Genomic DNA, 21,124 nt, shown 5'->3' with positions numbered 1-21,124 from the left:
ACTCCTTGATGTTCAGAAAGGATGCACTGCACTATTTCGTCTCCTGCTCGAATGAATTGTTGATGGACCTCAAATGCCCCTCTTGCGTTGCAACGCGTTCCGCCGTCTCCGGAGGGTGATCGTTGAAGCCGATTGCGCTGCGGAGAAAATTGGTGCCTAGACTGATGAATGCGGCTTGCTCCCGATTGTCCTCGCCGCAGCCGTGCCCGCCTGCGCTGGCCTCGTAGAAGTAAGCGGGATAGCCAAGAGCCTGCAGTTTTGCGGCCATCTTGCGCGCATGGCCCGGATGGACGCGGTCGTCGCGTTTCGTGGTGGCGATCAGGATAGGCGGATAGGGCTGTCCCGGCGCTGCGGCGTGATAGGCGGAGATTTCCTTCAGGAAAGCCCAATCGTGAACCTTGTCCGGATCGCCATATTCGTCGATCCAGCTCGCGCCCGCCAAGAGCTTGGTGTAGCGACGCATGTCGATAAGCGGTGCTGTGCAGAACAGAGCCCCGAAATGCTCAGGATAGCGGGTCAGCATGTTTGCGATCAGCAGGCCGCCATTTGAGCCACCCTCGGCGGCAATCCGCCTCGGCAGGGTGATGCCCCTTCGCACGAGGTCGGAGGCAACGGCGGCGAAATCGTCGTGGGCGAGACGCTTGCCCTCCCTGCGCCCGGCTTCGTGCCAGCGGGTGCCGAACTCGCCGCCGCCGCGGATGTTCGCCTCGACACACGTGCCGCCGCGCTCGAGCCACAGCTTGCCCAGCGGGGAGTTGTAGTAGGGCAGGAATGATACGCCGAACCCGCCATAAGCGGAAAGGTGAATCGGAGCATCTCCGTTCCCGTTCGCCGGACCAACCTGCGTATAGGGGATCAGCTCATGATCGATAGAGACTGCCTCGTGGCGCGTGACCACCAGTCCGGATGCATCGAAATTCTCCGGGCTGCGCTTCAGGATTGCTGAAGCGCTGAGAGACGGCGCGGCATTCAGATCGAACAGCAAGAGCTGCGGCGGCGTGATCGGATCCTGAGCACAGATCAGGACCTCTCCATTGGTCTCGTGAACTGCCGCATCGAATGACCAGACGTCGACAGTACCTTCGGCGGGCAGGGTGTTCAGGACTCGGCGCGTCCATTCCTGGTGGCCGGGAGTGAACATCTCGAAACGCGGTGCGAGATTGACGAGGTAAGAGATAATGAGCTTCCCGTCATTCCAGAAGAATGACTGCATGGAGCGCCTTTCCCCTGGTTGAAACAGGGTCTCAAAAAGGCGTCCGCCGGCGAGGAAAGTGGAAAGCGAGATGACGATCAGCGCGTCGGCGGGATGGGTGGTGCCTCCCACCGTCCAGGGCTTGCGCGGCCTTACCGCCAGCCAGTCGCCGAAGACCCGCCACGACGCGTCGCGAGGAAGATCGATCTGCCTCCTCGGCCCGCTCCTATCGCCGATCCAGCTGATCTTCTCGAAGAAGGCCGGCTGCTCGATGAACCAAAGGCGCTCGCTGCGGCCGGTGCGGTCCGAATGACCAGACACTTGGAAGCTTTCGAACCCGGCCTCGAAGATTGCCGGCGTGGTGAGGGGATCCGCGTCACGCTTCCACAGTCGAACTGTGCGCGCATAGCCGGAGCGGGTGGCCATGCCATTACCAAGCGCACTGGAAAGCAGAAGCGTGTCAGGGTCCAGCCAATTAACGTAGCCTTTGGCCTCGGGGAGGTTGAAGCCGTCGGCGACAAAGCTCAGAGAAATCAGGTCGAATTCGCGATGCACGACCGCGTCGCTGCCGCCGCGCGACAGGCGCAGAACGGCTCTTTCCCGTCTCTCCGGCTCGATGGACGCGCCGTCCCAGATCCAGTCCTCTCCGTCGCTAGCCGCGAGAGCATCCAGATCGAGCAGTAGCTCCCATTGGGGATCCGCCTTCATGTAGGCGGCAAGGGTGGTCCGGCGCCACAGTCCGCGTGGATTACCGTCATCTCGCCAGTAATTGTAGAGGTACTGACTACGGCGCGCGATCAGGGGAAGATTGTCGCGATTGTCGAAAATGGCTGTCAGAGCCGCGCGGTCGCGCTCGAACTGCGTTCCACCGAAGTGCTTCAGAGTCCTTGCCGATTGGCCGGCGGCCCAGGCAAGTGCCCGCTCGCCCTCTACATCTTCAAGCCAGACATAGGGATCGTCGTCGGGAGCATCAAGCGTTGGACGGACATCAAATGCGTTCATGTCCGGACAGCCTTCAGAAAGAAGGGATAGAGGCTTCCGTCGGCTCGGGAACGCTCAGTGTCGGTAGCGGCGCCCACATGTTCGAAAAGCGTGATCATTGATGAGTTCTTCCAGTCGGTGCGGCATCGCAGTGCTTTTGCGCATAGGGCCGCAACCTTCGTGCCAACTGGGAAAATCGTTTCGGAACAATGCGATCGCTCTGGAAGCGTTGTGTCACATGTCCGACATCGTCGAGAATCCGACAACGAGTGCTCCTCCTAATCACCGGATCAACCTCCGGCGCCAGTCGTGGACACTGTGCAGAACTCGAGAAGTGAAGCTCATTGGAGTGAACCTGGTTGACGCCCAACATCTTCGCTCTGGAGCGCTTCACGCACACGGATTCATGGCAGACACCATGATGCGATCGATGCTGTTAGAGACCAAGCTGGCTGCGCCTGTGAGTTTCAGCCGCCAGCTGGAAGCAGCGGAGTTCTGAGGAGAAGGGTGGGGGGCCCAAGCCCTGCCGCAATCTTGGCCTGCACCGTCCCCTTGATTGTTGTGGGTCAACGTCTGCCTGCCCGCTGAATTTGGCACGCCTTACACCTACGTCACGACCAAGACCTTCCTGTTGCACTTCGGCCTCGACACACTGCGGGATTTGCCCGATTTCGAGGCGATTGAGGTTGCCGCGCTGCTCAGCAAGGAGAAGCTGCTGGCGGGCGATACTCCCATCGGGCTGGTGAGTGGTGGAGGAGGTGAGGAGCGACACTCCAAGGCCAGGACGGGCTAGCGCAGCAGATACATGGAAGTAATCGCTTGATATGAGCGGTTGAGAGTCGAATCAGGGAACTATGCGATCACTATCGATAAGAGGTGGCAATATCGATCGTGATTGTATCGGGCCACTCTACGGCGAAGGAGGCGGCAACTTGTGTCTCCGACCCGAAACGATTACCTTGCGGCCATTATGAGCAAGCATTTGGCATCCGTCTTGACGACGTGAACGCGCCCTGCAGCGTACAGCTGGACGACGCGGCGCTGGCCGATTGCTTTGCGGATCTCGATTTGGCCAAGCAGCATCCCGCTCATGTCAGCGCCTTTCTCGGCGAGGTCCCTCTCGCCCAGCAAGTCGAGTTCGCAACCGCGCACCACATTCGCGGTCGACGAGATGAAGGCTTTTGCCGCCAAGTTCTCTGCCTGGTCCGGCGAAAGCTATCCGCTCGCCGCATAATGGCTGGACATGATAGCCGACGCCCGTCCCGAATGGCGGCGGCTTTTTCGTATTATATCGACCTGATCGACAAGATGCGGCGGAACAGGGGTCCACGTGCGATGCGGCCAAAGCGGATCCAGCTCTCGAGCGCGACTACGGGGTAGGTGTGGTCGCTGGAGCCGCGGCCGACCTCGACCTCGCGCCAGCCGGTCTTGCCGCGCAGGGTGACCAGCAGCCCTTGCCGTCAAAAATCTCGATCCAGCTGGCGCCATCGCTGTTGTCGTCGCGCATGACGTCGAGACCGACGATCTCGGAGCGCCGCAGGCCGCCGCCACAGCCCAGGAGCAAAATAGCGCGGTCGCGCAGGCCCTGAGGTCGTGGCCGAGCGTGGCGATCATCGCCAGCAGATCGTCGCCAGGACCGCCTCTTTCTGCCGCGGTGGCTTTGCGTGCTTGCGGCGAATGCCGGCAAGAACCTTATAGATATGCCGCTCCGCGCGGTCCAACGGCCGGCCGCGCTGGGTAAAGTTCCAGGCGAGGCCGGAAAGCCGCCGCTCGATGGTCGCAAACTAAAGGGCAGGGGCGCCACGCTTCGGATCGCCGGCGGCGGTGCCCGAGGCACAGGCGCTGATATTGAGCCTGATCACCTTCGAGCCCGGAGGCAGGGGATCGAAGCCAGCGCGCCGGCACCAGGAGGAAAAATGCCGCCAATCCTTGGGGTAGGCGTCGCGCGTGTTCTCCGAGGTGGCGTTGTAGCCCCTCGCGGTCTCGACCAGTTCCTGGACATGCGCCGGGACTCTTTGAGCCGGGTCTCCATCTCCTTGTAGAGCTTGTCAAGCTCGCCATCGACTGGCTTCAGGTCGTCGATTGAACATTGCGTCATCATAGGCTTTGTGCCTTGTTGTAGCAGGCATCGTCCGTTCGCGCGGCGGACACAGACATCACCGTCGCTGAGCCGAGAACGACGGTAAAAGAAAATGCACTCACTGACTTCATAACCAATCTCTTTTGCGGGTGATTTAGAAACGGACGCCGAGCTTGGCGCTGAACCCGTGTGTCTGGGCATCCGAGGCGATCTGTCCCTGATAGGCGATGCCGAACGTCGCGTTCTCGGTGATGTTTACGTCAAGCCCAGCTTCGAGCAGAGCTGCGTTCTTTGCGATCGGCACGCCCTTGATGGCGAAGGAGGAACCGCCAGCAAAGGCAAGAGCGGTATCCGGCCTGACGTCGCCGAAGGCGTGGCGCCAGCCAAGACCGCCGCGCGCGGTAGCAGTCACGGTGCCGAGGGTCAGTACCGTCGACGCACGCAGACCTAGCGTGGTAAACGCCGTGTCGCTCGAGCGATCCCCGCTCGACAAGGCGGCTGCGCCGCCATTCTCGGTGAAGCCATCGGCGTCAAAATTCACATAAGCGAGATTAGCGTAGGGCTCGAAGGAAGCCGAAGCCGTATTGATACGGTAGCCGAGCTCGCCAAAGGCCTGGAACGTGCCGGCGTCGTAATCGGCCGAAAGGCTGTCGGCGAAGCCTGGAAAGACCACGGACCTGCCGGTCTCGATGCTGTGCCAGGTATAGGCAAGGCCGGAACGAAAACCGAGATTGCCGTTCTGCGTGCCGGCAAAAAGACCGAGATGGTAATTCTCGCTCGAGCCCGACGACGCGCGATCGTCCGCCTCCAAGGAGGTATGGCTGTAGCCGCTGATGAGGCCGAGCCGCCAGCTTTCGCCGACAGCCGCGTCACCGCCAGCCAGAAAGCCGCCTGTCGAGTGATCGAGACCGGCGGCATTGCCGTCGCTGTCGAGATGACCCCAGGCGCCGAAGCCACGGCCCCATACGGCGAAATTCTCACTCGTTGCCGGGGCCAGTTCCAGACCACCCAGCCCATAAGTCATCACCGGAACGCTGGAGGCACCGACGCCGTCGAACGCCGCACGGATCCGTTCGCTCGCGGCATCGCGTACAGAATGACTGTCCTCGATGAGGCCGCTATGAATGGAAGCATGAACCTCGCCTGATAGCATATCGAAAGCGTTGCGGGCTTCCGGCGCCGTCAGGAACAGGATGTTGTCCTGGATCGGATTACCGCTTCCAAGCGCCTGAGCCGCTGCGGCGACCGAGCGTTGATTGAAGGTGCTGGCTACATCGGCAAACGCCGTCGATGTGCGGCTGATATCGAGATAGACATTGTTGGCATCGTAGACGAGCTGGAAATCGACGAAGGGCGTCGCGTCTGTCGCCAGAGCCCCCGTCAGCCCGCCATAGGTGCCGCTTACGCCGCCTGCTGCGGAGAGCAGAGTATATCGGGCATCGACCGATAGCGTTCCCTGCCGCAGCAGCTCGATCTGCGCGCCGCTGTCGATCGCCGCTGCTCCGCCAACATCGATGAGATCGGACGACCTTGCGAGGTCGACCTGATAGATCGATCCGGACTGCTGCGCGAAATCGCCCGTGACAGTCAGTGTGGTGACGATCCTGCTCGGATCGGTCGCACTGCCAGGAGCGACCGTGCCGCCCTCGGAAATGGTGACCGCACCGTAGGTGCCGCCGCCTGCGACGACACCGCCGCTGTTTGCGATAGCCGTGCCCCCGATCTGCCCGTCATTCCCGAGAAAGCCGGACGTGGTCGCATCATGGGAAAGCACACCTGTATCGGCAAGCAGCAATCCCGCGCCGGAACCGACCGTCGTCATGCCGGAAAAATTGTTCTTTCCGCTCAGCGTTTGCACGCCACCGGCAACGAATAGTTTGCCGCCCATATTATTGTTATCAACGTCGAGGTCGTTGATGCTGCCGGCGAACGTGTCGTTCGAATCCGTTAGCACCAGGGTACGCTTGCCCAGTTCGACCGTTCCGCTGCCACTCAGGCTACGAATACGGGCATCGTTGTAGGCGTCGGAGATTCCCCAATAGTCGCTGCCATTTCCATGTTCGGAGATATCGAACGTGCCGTCTGCAACGACTTTCGCTGACCGTTGGATGTTGCCGAGCCCCGCAAGCGAGAGATAGGCATCCTGAGCAATATTCGTCTCGCCGGTGTAGGTGTTGACATTCGTCATCCGGACCACCGTCTTTGTATCAAGCGTCAGCGATCCGGAGCCGGAGACGACACCCGCTATGCCGAACCCGCCCTCATTCCCCATGCTCGTCGTGATCCTGCTCAGACCGGTCCCTTCGGGTGCGGATGAATCGGTAGAGAAGTTGCTGGCAGTGACGAAATGTGACGTATAAGCGGTATACTTCTTCTCCAGATCGAAAATGACCGATCTGTTTTTGAAGAAGTCAAGACCGGCAACAAAACTGGTCTGGTCATTGGGTTGTTCCGTCGTGCCGCTGGTGTAGGTGAAGTCGATATTGTCCAGCCTTACCGGATCGCCATCCGTTCCTGCGATTGTAACGCTCGGGATGTTGCCCGATGCGCTTACGATCTCGCGTTGCTCATTTCTCCGAACATTTTTAAGTTTGACGCCCGCATCCTGAAATTGCTTCAGCATCGCATCACTGATCTCCAGACTGCCACCGCCCGGTGTGCCGGTGTCGAGCAATACCGCGGTCTTGTTGGGGTCGGTGATTGGTGGGGCTCCATCCTTAACCGTGTACTGCAGATTGTAGCTGCCTTCGTATTCGGTCGAGGCATTGGCGCCAGAGCCAGGAAAATTCTGATAAGAATCCTGATCTTTTTCCTCGGGTTCTCCCCATGGCATGGCATTAGTATATTGGGCCCGGAGGCTTGGATTGAGGTTGACAATCGTGCAGGGGGAACAGCCAGGCGTTTGGTCGCTCTCGGAATCCGGATTCACATTGGCGGAGACCACGTAGCCAGACCTGGTGACACTGCCCATCATGCCCCAGACACTTGTCTTGCCAAGAAAATCGCCGGCCCCGAATGTACCTGCGAAATCGCCGCCTTCGTCTGCCATCTTGCCAGCGGTCATTTTCGCCCGCTGCTCCTTATCGGCGTGATAAGGTTCTTGGAGATCCTGACCATACATATCTTTAAGTCCATCCGTCACGGATCCCGGCGTGCACTTAAGATTGTTGTCCTTGCAATACGCATGGGTATAGACAAAATCGAGAATGCGAGCAGCCCGGTATTTCTTATCGCTTACAGACGGCCCGTCGATTGTTATCTTTTGATCTGGATCGACATATGTAAATTTATCAATTTCCACGTTCTGAAGCTTATTACCATACGTTCCGTCCCCGTACGTATATACGTAAGGCGTGTCGGCAATCGGGCGGACCCCGGTCACCTCTGACCCGATCTGCGTGTTGAGCTGGTCCGAGCCCGTGTCGAATACGTATCGCTGCGCGTTGCCATTGTTGATCTTGGCCCAGATGCCCAGGCGGTCATGGCCTTCCCCGACATACTCCAGCGGGATCGAAATCGGGTCGTCGGCCAACGCTTCTCCAGTTGGAAATGCTACCAGACCCACCCCGAGAGACACAGCCGGCAGGAATACCGTCGTCATCGCGGTGGTTGCCGCCAGAAAGTTCTTTGTCCTGAAACAAGCCTGCATACCTGGTCCTCGAAAAAGTCTCGCAAACTGATTGTTCATTGGAACGGCCTCCTGAATTGTTTAACGAGACCCTTTATGGCGGCCCTGGCTGACAACAGCCTGAAAGCTGCAAGCGGCCTGCGAGAATGGGGCGATCCTGAATGACGACAGGTGCTGTCAACAATGGATGAGTGCTCGGCCTGAAAGCTGAGCACGCTTTATGCTCAGGCTGCTGACAAGGCCAAAGCAGCGTAAGTGCGGAGTGAAATCCAAGGTCCACATGGGTCGTCGCGCTTCCCGTGCGCCTGGGAAGGCGCCGGCCCGGCCAAGCTTTCCCAGATCGTCCGGATGGCGCACAAGATACCGGTTCAGGTCGATCGAGATGGAGGCCGAGGCGTATGCCAAGGCGGTCGACTGCCTGACGAAAGATCAGAATGCGTCGCTGGCGCTCTACGATTTCCGCCGGCAGCGAGCTCAGCTCCTGCCGGGCATCCGTGTTTACTGGCGACGAGACACAAGATGTGCCCAAATTGCCACCAGACCGTCACCTGCGATGAGTTTCGGCAACTGATTTTGTCCTTTCAATCGTCGCCACTTCCTGGCCGCGGCCAACATGGGCCACTCGAAGGCAGCAGACTGGCGGCTATATGGACGGGCTGTGAGCCCGCACCGGAGACATTGGCGAAATCTACGATCTCTATAGCAACGTCAAGGAGAAGCGCGAGGTGTTGCAGATGTGGTCAAATCACATCGAATGGCTGATCAAGCAGGCTGCGGATGACGCTCTGGCGGCGTAGCTGCTGGCATGGGCGGAAGATGCGGCGCAACAATCGTCAGAGCCTCATCGAATTGGAGATCATGCTTGACCAGCAAATGCGCGGCCAATGCTTCGATGGCTGACCAGTGATCGAGTACTAGCCGGGCCGTGCGATCTTCGATCCGCCTCCAACGGGGGCGGCGCGGCATCAGGAACCGCAACTCACCATAGATTCGCTTGGCATCCGCGTAGTCGCTGCTCCCCTCATTCCCATCGGACGCATTCATCGCCATATCGCGCGGGTCCAGATAGCCTTCGAATGCGGATTCTGCAAAAGGACCTGCCAGACACGCAACTATCTCTTGGATCGCTTCATCGCGTTGGAAATGTCGATCCATATCGTTCTCGAAAATCGGCTTTAGCTCCGAGGTGAATCCTTGCGCTGAATAGAAAACCGTGCCTTCGACAAAACCACCGCACTCTCCGTCACCGGCGTCGGGGTAAATACTAACACTTGAGAAAGCAGGGAGTTCACGGTCGTCGTCGAACATCTGACGGTGCAAAACGATGGCGGCCACCGCGTGCCCGGCTTCGTGATGCGCCACAGACGGGAGAAGATATTGGGAGGCTACATTCATGCGGTGCGGCTCTCAGATCTAGTTTCCATCCAAGCCCTGATATCGGATTCAAGCCATGCGACTCGGCCGGGGGAGATGCGACGCCGCTTAGGGAACAGGCCTGCCTTCAGAGTCGCGCGGTCGCGCTCGAACTGCGTTCCACTGAAGTGCTTCAGGGTCTTTGCCGACTGGCCGGCGGCCCAGGCAAGTGCCCGCTCGCCTTCCACATCTTCAAGCCAAAGATAGAGATCGTCGTCGGGAGCATCCAGCGTTGGACGGACATCAAATGCGTTCATGTCCGGACAGCCTTCAGAAAGAAGGGATAGAGGCTTCCGTTTGATCGGGAACGCTTAGTGTTGGTAGCGGCGCCCACATGTTCGAAAAGCGTGATCATTGATGAGTTCTTCCAGTCGGTGCGGCATCGCAGTGCTTTTGCGCATAGGACCGCAATTGTCGTGCCAACTGGGAAAATCGTTTCGGAACAACGTGATCGCTCTGGCAGCGTTGTGTCAGATGTCCGACATCGTCGAGAATCCGACAACGAGTGCTCCTCCTAATCACCGGATCAACCTCCGGCGCCAGTCGGTGACACCGCATTCCTCTGTCTTTCCAGGAGACGGCGTGGACATCAATGCCGTTCCTCACCGAACCCGCCTCCTAGCCCTTCGCCCATACGTCACGGCCGCCCCCCGGTTTGGCTTCAACCTGAAGGATTACGGCGTCCTCTTCGCAGAGAAGATCGGGTTGTTCGTGGCGCGCGCAGCGGAGCCCAAGGAGCTTTTCTGGGTTGCGGATACTGGCATGTCGATATTACGACCGTGTGTCCTTCGACAAGCTTGGTGGCTTCTTCAACCAGAATCTCGCCGCGGAGATCGAATCGTTATCTGCGCCGCAAAGTGCGGCCGGTGAGCGGCGTGGCCCTGCGTTCCAGTTGGCCACGGTCCTCGCTGGGACGAGCAAGTAAATGGCTTGCGCAGCAACGGTGCGATCACACCTGGAGCACGGCGTCATCAGGAAAGCGCCATCCTTGTGCGCCCACGACACCCTGGTCGCCATCGGCCGCATCGCGGGGGGGCACTGTGGGCGATAACCATTCATTGATCTGGGCGATTGAGGGTTCTGCCGGGGCGCTATTGCTGCTCGGTAGGGCTGCGGGCTGGCGAGTCTACCAAGGCGAGCAACGACAGGCGAGACGGCAGACATTACGTGACGGAACTTGATATTGCAGTGCAGCAAGCGTAGAGCACCGCGCGCTTATCGGAGTGTCGTCCATGGCCCTTACCAATGCTGGTAACGAGGCAGAACCTGTCGAACAATCGAGCCATTCTGAGGTCGAGCAGCACAGCACCAAGGCGCTGATGTCGGGCGCACTAGGTGTCGTTTATGGCGATATAGGCACCAGCCCGATCTATGCATTTCGCGAGGCGTTGCATGCATCAGCGGGTGGCAACGTCGCCAGCCGTGGCGACATCCTCGGCGTACTCTCGCTGATCATCTGGTCCCTGACGATCACCGTGACGATCAAATACATCATGTTCGTGCTCCGCGCCGACAATCGAGGCGAGGGCGGAGTGCTGTCGCTTATGGCGCTGGCGCGCAACAGTTTCCCGACCTGCTCTGCGGTGATCCTCGGCATCGGCATCGGCATCGGCATCGTCGGCGCGGCGCTTTTTTTTGGCGACGCCGTCATTACGCCGGCAATCTCGGTACTGTCGGCGGTCGAAGGTATGAATGTCGTCACGCCGACGTTCCAGCCCTATGTGGTGCCGCTGACACTGGCCATCCTGGCGATCGTGTTTGCGGTACAGCGGTTTGGCACCGGCGGCGTAGGATTGGTGTTCGGACCCGTTACCGCGCTGTGGTTCCTGGCCATCGGCCTTTCCGGGCTCAACCACATCATGGACGACCCGGAAATCCTGCTGGCAATCAGCCCGCATTACATCGTGTCGTTCCTGGTCAACTCGCCTGACGTCGCCTTCGTTACGGTTGGTGCAGTCTTCCTCGCCGTCACCGGAGCCGAGGCGCTCTACGCCGACCTCGGCCATTTCGGCCGCAAGCCGATCGTGCTCGCCTGGCTGGCGATCGTGTTCCCTTGTCTGTTGCTCAATTATGTCGGGCAAGGCGCCTTCGTGCTGGCAAATGGCGGCGTTGTCGGTCATCCGTTCTTCGAGATGAACCAGGGCTGGACGCTTATTCCGATGGTCGTGCTTGCCACGGCGGCGACCGTGATCGCCTGCCAGGCGGTGATCTCCGGCGCCTTTTCGCTGACCAGGCAAGCGGTACAGCTCAACATGCTGCCGCGTTTCGTCATCCAGCACACGTCGGAAAAACAGTCGGGCCAGATCTATCTGCCGCGCATCAACCTGATGCTGGCGCTGGTGGTGATGCTGCTGGTGGTCGGCTTCGGCGAATCCAGCCGGCTGGCCTCGGCCTACGGTATTTCGGTGACCGGCAATATGCTGGTGACGAACATACTGCTTTTTGTTGTGATGACGCGCATCTGGAAATGGCCGCTCGGCGTCGCGATAGCCTTAATGGCGGTGTTCGTCTTCATCGATACCGGCTTCTTTGCAGCTAACATCGTCAAGGTATTCGAAGGCGGCTGGGCCTCGCTTGCCATTGCCGCAGTGATCGTGATGACCATGTGGACTTGGATAAGAGGCAGCAGGTATCTATTTGACAAGACGCGCAGGAACCAGATTCCGCTCGATTTCCTTGCGGGCAATCTGTTGAAGAAGAAACCGCAGCTGGTGTCCGGTACGGCCGTGTTCCTGACCAGCGATCCCGCCAGTGCGCCGACCGCGTTGATGCACAGCCTGAAGCACTACAAGGCGCTGCACGAACAGAACGTCATCCTCTCTGTGGTGACGGCGCAGCAGCCCGTGGTGCCCGACAGCGAGCGGATCAAGATGGAAACGATCAATGAGCTGTTCATGCGGGTGACACTGACCTTCGGCTACATGGAACAGCCTAACATCCCGCGTGCGCTGGCGATCTGCCGCAAGCAGGGTTGGAAGTTCGACATCATGACGACGTCCTTCTTCCTGTCGCGTCGCTCGCTCAAGGCGTCACCCAACTCCGGCATGCCGGTGTGGCAGGACAAGCTGTTCATCGGCTTGGCGCGCACGGCCGCCGACGCGACGGAGTATTTCCAGATCCCGACCGGACGTGTGGTCGAGATCGGAACGCAAGTGGCCGTTTAGGTATGCCCGGTTAAGCAGAATCAATTGGCATTTCGCGAGCCGGTGAATGCCTGACCGGGCGGAGGCCACGATGCTTGCGCCAAACTGGGGTCCGGTTCCAGGCCTGAAGCTTCCGGCCCCGAAAGCCGTCCTTTACGCCTGCGATCATTTCCGTTCCGCATTGTCTTGCCGACCCACCAGTCGAGATGCGCTGAAACGACCTCGCCGGGCAGCAACTTATCATTTGAACCTAATCGATGTGCCGCAAGTCCGACCTTCATTCTTCAGTTCACAGGCTAGCGTTGCCAAAATCGGCGTGCCGCCTAACCGGCGCCGCACCGTGACCTGTCAGGATGCTATGCAGGCGCGAGGCAGAAGCTGGCTCGAGGCCGCCGGCCTGGTGCTGGTCCGGCAGCGGCCGGGCTCGGCCAAAGGCTTCATGTTCCTCTGGAGGATGAGACGGGTGCGGCAAACGTCGTCGTCTGGGTCAAGATCTCTCGAGAAATTCCGGCGCGTGCTTCTTGCTTCGGCCATGCTCGGCGTCCGCGGACGCATCCGACGGAAGAGGAGGTGGTGCACCTCGTCGCCCACGAGCTGACCGATCTGTCGGCCGGGCTGGCCAGCGTGGGAAACCGCAAGACGCCGTTTCCGTTGCCGCACGGCCGAGGGACGAGGCTCATCACGGCGGATCGGGCATCGATCCGCGCGGCATGCCGAAGGGGCGCGACATCGTCGATGCAGTATGACCATATCGACCCTATCAAGTTCAAGACGCGTAACTTCCGGTAGCGCTTCCGGAGGCCACTTCAGCAGCATGTTGTGCACACTTTTGTCGGACCCTGTTAACTGCCGATTGGCAGCAGGTCACCCCGTGCCGGATCCCAAATGTCGTCGCTCTCAAGCGCAACGACTGCCCGCACCCTTTTTAAGTCAGCGAGCACCTCCACCGCCGGACGCCGCCCCGTTTCCTGAGCCGCGGCGTAACGGGTGTATTTGTGACTGTCCGGCTCAAACCACTTCAACGATTCCAAAGTAGCCATGGCATCGCCCTTGCGGCTGCGCGTGATGCGAATGATCGTGATCCCATCCTAAGCGCTCGCGTCGAATGGAGACACGCTGCCAACGCTTCATCTGCTCTACCCCATCTTTGTTCCAAGGCGGTCGGATCATCTCAATGAGCCCTGCCTCGGGGTGGCCAAAGCATGCATATTTATCGTTCGGCCCCGCATCGAATTATCATCTGCGATGTGGGACTCGATCTTGGGTTGGCGACGGCTTCGCTCCGGGAGTAGACGTCGGACCACTGATAAGTGCCGGACCTTCTCCACAATTTCTCGGCGGACTCATCGTGAACGCTCGATTGGACGTAAATGCGGTTCGCGGAAACGCAGGTCTGGCCGGCATTGCGGAACTTCGCCTGGACCGCACCGTCAACAGCACCGTCAATGTCGGCATCATCGAAGATGATGAAAGGTGCATTGCCGCCGGTTTCAAGGCTGACCTTCTTGATCTGGTCAGAGCACTGACGCATCAGCAGCCGTCCGACCTCGTTCGAACCGGTAAAGCTGATCTTTGGAATTGGTGCAGAGTTCACGGCCCACGCGATCACCTTCGGACGCATAGATCAGGTTGACCACGCCATCGGGAAAGCCGGCCTGATGGCGAGAGCAAACATTGCACCTAGCCACGCCACGATAAGATCGAGCGCGGCTTCGTTGCGTGCGGGTCTGTGGTCAGTGGAGGGCGGAGGAAAAGCGCTCGGCGTGCTCGCCCTCGCGATACCACTGGTTCGCGCCGGCAAGCGCCAGTTTCTGAGGCAAATCGCCGAACAGCTGGTAGAGCCTTACTCTCAGGGCTTGGCATCTATGTCGCCTACGACCGCCACATGCAGCCCGTCGCGTGCGAAAGCGGCTTTGTGGAAGGCGCTTAGATCGGAGGGCGTTACGCTAGTCAGCCTCCCTTGGGCGGTCTCGAATACGGATGCGTGCGTAGATTCCGCGCCGCCAGGCCAGCTCGGCGATCGCATGAGGTTCGCGCTCATTGGCAATGATTTCGGAGAGAAGCTGGGCGCGTATGCGGTCGAAAAGTGCTGGTGTAGCCGGATGCGGGTCCCGCCGCCGAGAATGTCGGCCAGCAGTCGAGCGCCGCGGCCCCGCACCAGGGACCGCCCATGAATGACTCATGCGAGGCGTCTCAAGGCTGTCCGCGATCCAGCGCCAGATCTCCGCCTCGCCCGAGACGCGCAGAGCTGGCCGGTTGTGCAGGAGCCGTCGGCAATATCCGCCTTCCTCGTTCGGATGGGTAACGCTTGCGATACGGAGTCTTGACTTTGGCAGTCGCTCTGTGACATTACCTATATAAAGTTCGAAAGAAGGCGATATGGATCATGCATAGGTCACAGAGACCCGAATGAAGGCAACGTATAAACGCACCTATTCGCGCTACGCGATGGAAGCGCTTGGCCTTTTCGGTAAGACCATCCGGCTTGGCCGGATGCAGCACCGGTTAACCGCACAGGAGTTAGCCGAGAGAATCGGTGTTTCACGCAGCACCCTGCAGCGCATCGAGAAGGGCGATCCCAAAGTCGAAATCGGACTGATGTTCGAAGCTGCTGCCATTGTCGGTGTGAAGCTGTTCGATGCCGACGGCAATGGCATCACAGCCCTCACAGGCCGCATGGACGATCGCATCGCGCTGCTGCCGAAGCACGTCTACAAGGCCGGCAAGCAGATCGTCGATGAGTTCTAAGGTCCCCAAGTACGACGAAGCCTATGTCTGGGTCTGGCTGCCGGGCGAGACCGCGCCGGTTGTCGCCGGGCGGCTATATGCCCATGACGGACTCGTCAGCTTCAACTATGGCAGGAGCTTTCGTGAACTGGGAAGCGCGATCCCGCTTTATCTCCCGGAACTGCCCCTGAAGGCAGGCGAATTGCCTTTGCTTCCTGGCCTAACCATGCCGGGATGCATCCGCGATGCTGCCCCTGATGCCTGGGGACGACGGGTTATCCTAAACCGCAAATTCGGTGTGAAGGGCGATGAAATCGCGCGGCTCGATATTTCAGAACTGACGTTCTTGCTGGAATCAGGCTCGGACCGCATCGGCGCGCTCGATTTTCAGTTTTCGCCAATGCATTACGAGCCGCGCGCACTGGCCAATGCCACTCTCGAAGAGCTTGTCCAATCGGCGGAGCGGGTAGAGAAAGGTATTCCGCTCACCCCCGAATTAGATCAGGCGCTGCATCACGGCAGCTCGATCGGCGGCGCAAGGCCAAAGGCGCTGATCGAGGGTGACGCCGTCAAGCATGTCGCGAAATTTTCCTCGTCTGCCGACCTTTACAGCGTCGTCAAAGGAGAATTCATAGCCATGCGGCTTGCCGCCTTGTGCGGCATCAGAGCGGCATCCGTCTCGCTCGTTCGCGCCGCAGGCAACGACGTGTTGCTCGTCGAGCGATTCGACCGGATCAAGGTCACGGGCGGCTGGCAACGCAAATCCATGGTCTCAGCGCTGACGATGCTCGCGCTCGATGAGATGATGGCGCGTTACGCCAGCTACCAGGATTTGGCGGAGATCATTCGCCACCGATTCACCGCGCCGTCGGAAACTCTGCGCGAGTTGTTCAGCCGCATTGTCTTCAACATACTTTGCGGCAACACCGACGATCATGCCCGCAACCATGCGGCATTCTGGGACGGCGCTAAGCTCACCCTCACGCCTGCGTACGATATTTGTCCGCAGGCCCGCAGTGGCCAGGAGGCCAGCCAGGCCATGCTCATCAGCGGCAATAACCGCATGAGCCGGATAGCGTCCTGCCTTGAAGCGGCGCATCACTTCCTGCTCAGCGCGCCGGAAGCTCTTGCGATTGTTGAAGGCCAGCTCCGATGCATTGCGGAGAATTGGCCGCGTGTCAGCGAGGAAGCTACGCTATCCGGCACAGATCGCAATCTGTTCTGGGGCCGACAGTTCCTCAATCCCTACGCTTTTACGGCGCTGGAAGGAAGCGCCGACGTTCTCCGCGCTCTGGCTGACGAACTACGCAACAGTGTTCACGCCTGATCCGGCGCTGGATTTCGGACAAGCTCGGCAAGCGCAAGACGCCCACAATATCGACAACCCTTGCCGTGCCAGGACGAAGATTGAACAAACGGCTCTTCAACAGTGACAACGTGCACTGCGGAGAGATGTGGAGCTGACACCGCAAAAGCCCAAGACGCGCGACTTCCCGCGATACAACTCCACATAACTGAGCGTCTACAAGCGGTGCAGCCAGCCAAACATCCAGCCATCAAAGCGATGATCGTCTGATCTTTTGCCGATGACATCACGTCGGGGAAGCCTTGTTCGAGCGCTTGCCGCTTCATATCGATACCGGCCTGGGCGTAGCGCATCGTTAGTTCAGCCCGAGTGGCCTGGCCATCGACTGATGGTGGCGATGTCAACACCCGCCTTGACGAGGTGGATGGCCGTCGTGTCCCGCAAAGGGCGATGATGGATGCTTTTTTCCGCCATGGTGGTTCCTTCGCCCGCAGCCATGTGTGCGCAGCAAGTATGGAACACCGAACCGGGTGAGCAGTGTGGGGCGGTCGTTGCTTTGCTCGGCGGGACAGGGCGATACCAGACGAAGGTCACAATCGAAGATTCAGGATCCCTGAACTCGTGCATCCGTATTGAACATCAGCGAAAACAGAGCGTAATCCCGCTGTCCAGAAGGCGTGCGGCGGACGATACGCGCCAGGACGCTCTTGATTTCCGGGCTCATCGAGATATTCGACAGGTGCCACCCACGCGCCCTCTTGAAGGGAAGTGTCACCACCAGTTGCAGCGTATCCTAATATTCGGGGTGCTCCGAAATCAGGAACCGCGCAAAGGCATCCATCGCCGCCAGCCTTGCATTGCGGGTCGCAACTGCCACGCTCGACCTCAAGTGATGTGAGAAAGCTGCCCATCCTGTCGGTATTGATGTCGGAGACCGCTTCTTTCAAGAATATCTTCCCGCTCTCCCGCGGCATGAGCCCGTGGCATGCTTCGGCCCAATGCTGTGGATTGATGTTTCTTCATGCCACAACCTCGCTGACGAGACCGCCGAAAGCCCCTTCAAAGCGGTCGGTGGCGATCTCTCGCAGCTTTGGAAGGTAGTGCATTGATTTTTCGTGGAATGGGGACCCTGTTTAAAGGGTGATTTTCGTCCAAACGGGACCCTTTAACGATGGGGTCATCAAGATGCCTCCGGCTTGATCGGAGGCATTTGTGTTTTGGATGTTGGTTTTAGAGACGATTGCAAAGATACGTCGGCTGTCGCTGGTCCAGGGGAAGTCGATCAAGGCGATCTGCCGTGAGCTGAAGATCTCGCGCAAGGTGGTGCGCAAGGTCCTGCGTTCTGAGCAGACGGAGTTCCGCTACGAGCGCAAGCACCAGCCCTATCCCCGCATGGGAGCTCGGCGTGAGACGCGGGACCGGCTGCTGTCGGCGAATGCGGCCAAGCCGCAGCGGGAGCGGCTGCCGGTCGCTTCGACGGCTTCCACTGCATTCCCCCGTCGGTGTCGAAGACCTGCACGGTGCGCTTCGACAACAACAAATACTCGGTGCTGTCGAGTGCCGTCGGTCGGCCCGTCGAGATCCATGCTTATGTCGATCGGATCGCATCCGCCAGAGGATGGCGTGGTCGTGGGAGAACACGTTCGCTCCTTTGGCCGCAACGAGGTCGTCTACGATCCCTGGCACACGGCGCGCGCCGTTCCTTAGCTGGGTCGTGCGGTCGGCAATGGAGAAGGTGCGGCGCAGCTCAAGGCGGTTGATGACGTCGACCGGCAGATGGTGTTGATCCTCACCTGGGTGCTGACCGACGGATTGAGCGCGGTCGAGGCCGCCTGTCAGGAAGCCATCGAGCACGGTGCATCGTCGGCGCCGGTGATCCTCAACATCCTGGCCCGCAGCCGCGATCCGGCGCCGGGCACGATCCTTTCCATTCCCCAAGCGCTGAAGCTAGCTCACGAGTGTCGCCGACTGCACCCGCTATGACAGTCTCAGGAGGACAAACAGCCATGGAACGCACCGAGGTACTGGAACTGATGGGAGCGCTGAAGCTCTACGGAATGCGCAGAGCCTATGACGAGATCATGGGCGCGTCGCCATCAAGCGACGGCACGAGCCGCCCAGGATTGTCGGTGATCTCTTGCAGGCCGAGATATCGGAGAAGCAGGCCCGCTCCATCAAATACCAGTTCGCTGTCGCCAAGTTGCCGCTGGCCAAGGACATCGACGACTTCGACTTCGCCGACACGCCGGTCACCCCCTGATGCGCGATCTCGCCCGGCCGCGCCTTCGTCGCCGATCAGCGCAACATCGTCCTGGTCGGCCGCCTTCACGGGTCACCCAACTCGCGCGGAAGGTCGACCGCATTGCGACGGGCGCGTGTCGACTTCCCAACAATGTCAGACAGGAGACGCAACGCTATCGGAGCGATCGCATTGCCCGAAACGATTTTCCCAGTTGGCACGACAATTGCGGTCCTATGCGCAAAAGCAAACTAGACCTGAGAGCCGCACCGCATGAATGTAGCCTCCCAATATCTGCCGCTTGTGGCGCATCACGAAGCCGGGCACGCGGTGGCCGCCATCGTTTTGCACCGTCAGACGTTCGACGACGACCGTGAACTCCCTGCTTTCTCAAGTGTTAGTATTTACCCCGACGCCGGTGACGGAGAGTGCGGTGGTGTTGTCGAAGGCGCGGGTTTTTATTCAGCGCAAGGATTCACCTCGAAGCGAAAGCCGATTTTCGAGGACGATATGGATCGATGTTTGGAACGCGATGATGCGATCCGGGAGATAGTTGCGTGTCTGGCAGGTCCTTTTGCAGACTCCGCATTCGAAGGCTATCTGGACCCGCGCGATATGGCGATGAATGCGTCCGATGGGAATGAGGGGAGCTGCGACTACGCGGATGCCAAGCGAATCTATGGTGAGTTGCGGTTCCTGATGCCGCGCCGCCCCGATTGGGGGCGGATCGAAGATTGCACGGCCCGGCTAGTACTCGATCACTGGTCGGCCATCGAAGCATTGGCCGCGCATTTGCTGGTCAAGCATGATCTCCAATTCGATGAGGCTCTGACGATTGTTGCGCCGCATCTTCCGCCCATGCCAGCAGCTACGCCGCCAGAGCGTCATCCGCAGCCTGCTTGATCAGCCATTCGATGTGATTTGACCACATCTGCAACACCTCGCGCTTCTCCTTGACTTTGCTATAGAGATTGTAGATTTCGCCAATGTCTGTCAAGGACGCCGCCTTGTGATTCAGTATGTGCTCGATGACGTGTGGCAATACCTGCCGCCTGCCGAGATTTGTCGCGAGCGTCCTGCGCAGATCGTGAAGGGTCCAGTTCTCCAAAGCCACCCCGTCAGTATTGACCTTGCCGTCTAGAGCCTTCTTGCCCTTCGCGTAGCCTGAGAAGTGGCTTCTTTCGTTGCCCCTCGCAGGGAAAAAAACGTGTCATTGGTCTTCGGTACCGTCTGGGGGACCGACACCGCCAGTGTGGGCAGCGGAATAAGCGTAGGCTCTTCGTTCTTCGTGCGGTCACCCGATAGTTCCATGTTCCGGCTTCAAGGTTGAGGACCAACGCATCGCGGCAACTTCCGTACGCCTCTGTCCGGTCAGAATGAGCAGCTTGACGATGGAGCCGAACGAATAGCCGATATCGCCCGGTTCGGGCTCACAGCCCGTTCATATAGCCGCCAGTTCGGCATCGTTCACCACTCGCTTGCGCTTGACGATCGGGGCCGGATCCGGATTTTCCAATCCCTCGCGGGGAAACCGCGGATGAGCCGTTGCGGCGGTTTGCGACACCAGTTGAAAAATGCCCGCATACACCAGAAGGCCGTGTTAGCCGCTTGCGGGTGACCCCCGGCGACGATCTTCTTGGTGACGTTAGCAATGTCGGTGTCGATCACATGGTGGATAGAGCGACTCCCGAGGGCAGGCACAAGATACCGGTTCAGGCTGGCCTCGACCAGTGCGGTGTTTTGAGGGTCGTTACTCGGCGGCCTGGAGGTGACCGCCATCGCCGTCCTCGGTATCGTCAGCGCTGATATGCGCCTGATCGGCAAGGAAGGCTGGCAGTTCCGATGGAGCTATGCTGGAATTTGGGTGACGAGGCTGATCAAGCGGCGCTCTGCGGCTTCGTTTCGATGACCTGGATTCCGTCCAGGAACCTGGCACCTGCGATGAGTTTCGGCAACTGATTTTGTCCTTTCAATCGTCGCCACTTCCTGGCCGCGGCCAACAGCTTGAAGACCATCAGCTGGGCGGTTTTCGAGGATAGCGAGCCCTTGGTACGCACCGTGCGATAGCGAACGGTTGCAAAGACGCTTTCGATGGGATTGGACGTTCGCAGATGATCCCAGTGTTGGGCGGGGAAATCGTAGAGCGCCAGCGACGCAATATGATCTTTCGTCAGGCAGTCGACCGCCTTGGCATACGCCTCGGCCTCCATCTCGATCGCATGCGCAAGCAATTTGCGCGCGCCGCTGCGAAGTACATCCGTCAGGGTATCATCGATTTCGTCGGGCTGACGAAGGCGAACAATGTGTTGATAGTCTCGTTCATGGCGTATCACTCTCCTTGAGAGGTACTGGCAGGCTTCATCACCCGCCTCGATACGCCGCTCTCCTCAAGCCGCCATCATCCAGTTTCCGCCA

At 59.4% G+C, this 21,124-nt stretch carries 13 protein-coding genes and 6 pseudogenes; 9 read left to right on the top strand and 10 right to left on the bottom strand.

Going from position 1 to position 21,124, the window contains the following annotated elements; translation table 11 throughout:
* Nucleotides 1–31: 31 nt before the first annotated feature.
* The gene (locus tag EN808_RS25470; protein WP_126080676.1) at nucleotides 32–2,194 is read right to left on the bottom strand and encodes a prolyl oligopeptidase family serine peptidase; all 2,163 of its coding nucleotides are present in this window, start codon (nucleotides 2,192–2,194) and stop codon (nucleotides 32–34) included.
* A 217-nt stretch (nucleotides 2,195–2,411) separates the two neighbouring features.
* Here EN808_RS25470 and EN808_RS25465 point away from each other — a divergent pair, with 217 nt between their 5' ends.
* Together EN808_RS25465 and EN808_RS25460 are read left to right on the top strand one after the other, a co-directional pair.
* Nucleotides 2,412–2,672, top strand: a complete 261-nt coding sequence (locus tag EN808_RS25465) for a hypothetical protein (protein WP_095769041.1) — start codon at nucleotides 2,412–2,414, stop codon at nucleotides 2,670–2,672.
* Between the two features lie 93 nt (nucleotides 2,673–2,765).
* Nucleotides 2,766–2,966 (top strand): annotated as a pseudogene (locus tag EN808_RS25460) (SMC-Scp complex subunit ScpB); the annotation flags it as partial.
* Between the two features lie 161 nt (nucleotides 2,967–3,127).
* Here EN808_RS25460 and EN808_RS36435 read toward each other — a convergent pair.
* The 5 genes and pseudogenes from EN808_RS36435 to EN808_RS25435 form a co-directional block, all read right to left on the bottom strand.
* A complete protein-coding gene (locus tag EN808_RS36435) occupies nucleotides 3,128–3,364 on the bottom strand; it encodes a hypothetical protein (protein ID WP_063169293.1) in 237 nt (78 codons plus the stop codon).
* A 116-nt stretch (nucleotides 3,365–3,480) separates the two neighbouring features.
* Nucleotides 3,481–4,164, bottom strand: a pseudogene (locus EN808_RS37170) (integrase); the annotation flags it as partial.
* Between the two features lie 243 nt (nucleotides 4,165–4,407).
* A complete protein-coding gene (locus tag EN808_RS25445) occupies nucleotides 4,408–7,941 on the bottom strand; it encodes an autotransporter domain-containing protein (protein WP_082826570.1) in 3,534 nt (1,177 codons plus the stop codon).
* 702 nt (nucleotides 7,942–8,643) lie between these two features.
* Nucleotides 8,644–9,276 (bottom strand): hypothetical protein, encoded by a 633-nt coding sequence (locus EN808_RS25440; protein WP_063169290.1) that lies wholly within the window; start codon nucleotides 9,274–9,276, stop codon nucleotides 8,644–8,646.
* Nucleotides 9,273–9,551, bottom strand: a complete 279-nt coding sequence (locus EN808_RS25435) for an AlpA family phage regulatory protein (RefSeq protein WP_063169289.1) — start codon at nucleotides 9,549–9,551, stop codon at nucleotides 9,273–9,275. The genes EN808_RS25440 and EN808_RS25435 overlap by 4 nt, the downstream gene beginning before the upstream one ends.
* Nucleotides 9,552–10,526: 975 nt before the next feature.
* Here EN808_RS25435 and EN808_RS25430 point away from each other — a divergent pair.
* Entirely contained in the window at nucleotides 10,527–12,458 is a 1,932-nt protein-coding gene (locus tag EN808_RS25430; RefSeq protein WP_126080677.1) for a potassium transporter Kup, read from the top strand.
* A 307-nt stretch (nucleotides 12,459–12,765) separates the two neighbouring features.
* Nucleotides 12,766–13,226, top strand: a pseudogene (locus tag EN808_RS25425) (OB-fold nucleic acid binding domain-containing protein); the annotation flags it as partial.
* A gap of 512 nt (nucleotides 13,227–13,738) precedes the next feature.
* Here EN808_RS25425 and EN808_RS36430 read toward each other — a convergent pair.
* Nucleotides 13,739–14,235 (bottom strand): annotated as a pseudogene (locus EN808_RS36430) (aldehyde dehydrogenase family protein); the annotation flags it as partial.
* A 611-nt stretch (nucleotides 14,236–14,846) separates the two neighbouring features.
* Here EN808_RS36430 and EN808_RS25410 point away from each other — a divergent pair.
* Together EN808_RS25410 and EN808_RS25405 are read left to right on the top strand one after the other, a co-directional pair.
* Entirely contained in the window at nucleotides 14,847–15,185 is a 339-nt protein-coding gene (locus EN808_RS25410; protein WP_063169282.1) for a helix-turn-helix transcriptional regulator, read from the top strand.
* Entirely contained in the window at nucleotides 15,175–16,491 is a 1,317-nt protein-coding gene (locus tag EN808_RS25405) for a HipA domain-containing protein (protein WP_063169281.1), read from the top strand. The genes EN808_RS25410 and EN808_RS25405 overlap by 11 nt, the downstream gene beginning before the upstream one ends.
* Nucleotides 16,492–17,060: 569 nt before the next feature.
* On the opposite strand, the gene EN808_RS25400 is transcribed toward EN808_RS25405, so the two are convergent.
* A complete protein-coding gene (locus tag EN808_RS25400; protein WP_126080678.1) occupies nucleotides 17,061–17,417 on the bottom strand; it encodes a hypothetical protein in 357 nt (118 codons plus the stop codon).
* Nucleotides 17,418–17,933: 516 nt separating this feature from the next.
* Between EN808_RS25400 and EN808_RS37165 the strand changes: the two are divergent.
* From EN808_RS37165 to EN808_RS25385, 3 genes and pseudogenes are all read left to right on the top strand, one after another.
* Nucleotides 17,934–18,466 (top strand): annotated as a pseudogene (locus tag EN808_RS37165) (IS21 family transposase); the annotation flags it as partial.
* 10 nt (nucleotides 18,467–18,476) lie between these two features.
* Nucleotides 18,477–18,790 (top strand): annotated as a pseudogene (locus tag EN808_RS37160) (ATP-binding protein); the annotation flags it as partial.
* 192 nt (nucleotides 18,791–18,982) lie between these two features.
* Nucleotides 18,983–19,612, top strand: coding sequence for a hypothetical protein (locus EN808_RS25385; protein ID WP_126080679.1), 630 nt, complete (start codon nucleotides 18,983–18,985; stop codon nucleotides 19,610–19,612).
* On the opposite strand, the gene EN808_RS37665 is transcribed toward EN808_RS25385, so the two are convergent.
* Nucleotides 19,578–19,706 (bottom strand): hypothetical protein, encoded by a 129-nt coding sequence (locus EN808_RS37665; RefSeq protein ID WP_281035763.1) that lies wholly within the window; start codon nucleotides 19,704–19,706, stop codon nucleotides 19,578–19,580. The two genes, EN808_RS25385 and EN808_RS37665, sit on opposite strands and share 35 nt — an antisense overlap.
* Nucleotides 19,707–20,586: 880 nt before the next feature.
* Entirely contained in the window at nucleotides 20,587–21,042 is a 456-nt protein-coding gene (locus EN808_RS25375) for a transposase (protein WP_256748481.1), read from the bottom strand.
* Nucleotides 21,043–21,124 lie beyond the last annotated feature (82 nt).

It is taken from the genome of Mesorhizobium sp. M8A.F.Ca.ET.165.01.1.1, assembly GCF_004792065.1.
Classification (GTDB): Bacteria; Pseudomonadota; Alphaproteobacteria; order Rhizobiales; family Rhizobiaceae; genus Mesorhizobium.
This window is presented reverse-complemented; position numbering and strand designations above follow the sequence as displayed.

Coding starts and splice junctions, on each gene's coding strand:
- EN808_RS25440 (WP_063169290.1), bottom strand. CDS start 9,276: ATGAATGTAGCCTCCCAATATCTTCTCCCGTCTGTGGCGCATCACGAA.
- EN808_RS25445 (WP_082826570.1), bottom strand. CDS start 7,941: ATGAACAATCAGTTTGCGAGACTTTTTCGAGGACCAGGTATGCAGGCT.
- EN808_RS25385 (WP_126080679.1), top strand. CDS start 18,983: ATGAATGTAGCCTCCCAATATCTGCCGCTTGTGGCGCATCACGAAGCC.
- EN808_RS25435 (WP_063169289.1), bottom strand. CDS start 9,551: ATGAACGCATTTGATGTCCGTCCAACGCTGGATGCTCCCGACGACGAT.
- EN808_RS25470 (WP_126080676.1), bottom strand. CDS start 2,194: ATGAACGCATTTGATGTCCGTCCAACGCTTGATGCTCCCGACGACGAT.
- EN808_RS25465 (WP_095769041.1), top strand. CDS start 2,412: ATGTCCGACATCGTCGAGAATCCGACAACGAGTGCTCCTCCTAATCAC.
- EN808_RS25405 (WP_063169281.1), top strand. CDS start 15,175: ATGAGTTCTAAGGTCCCCAAGTACGACGAAGCCTATGTCTGGGTCTGG.
- EN808_RS25430 (WP_126080677.1), top strand. CDS start 10,527: ATGGCCCTTACCAATGCTGGTAACGAGGCAGAACCTGTCGAACAATCG.
- EN808_RS25410 (WP_063169282.1), top strand. CDS start 14,847: ATGAAGGCAACGTATAAACGCACCTATTCGCGCTACGCGATGGAAGCG.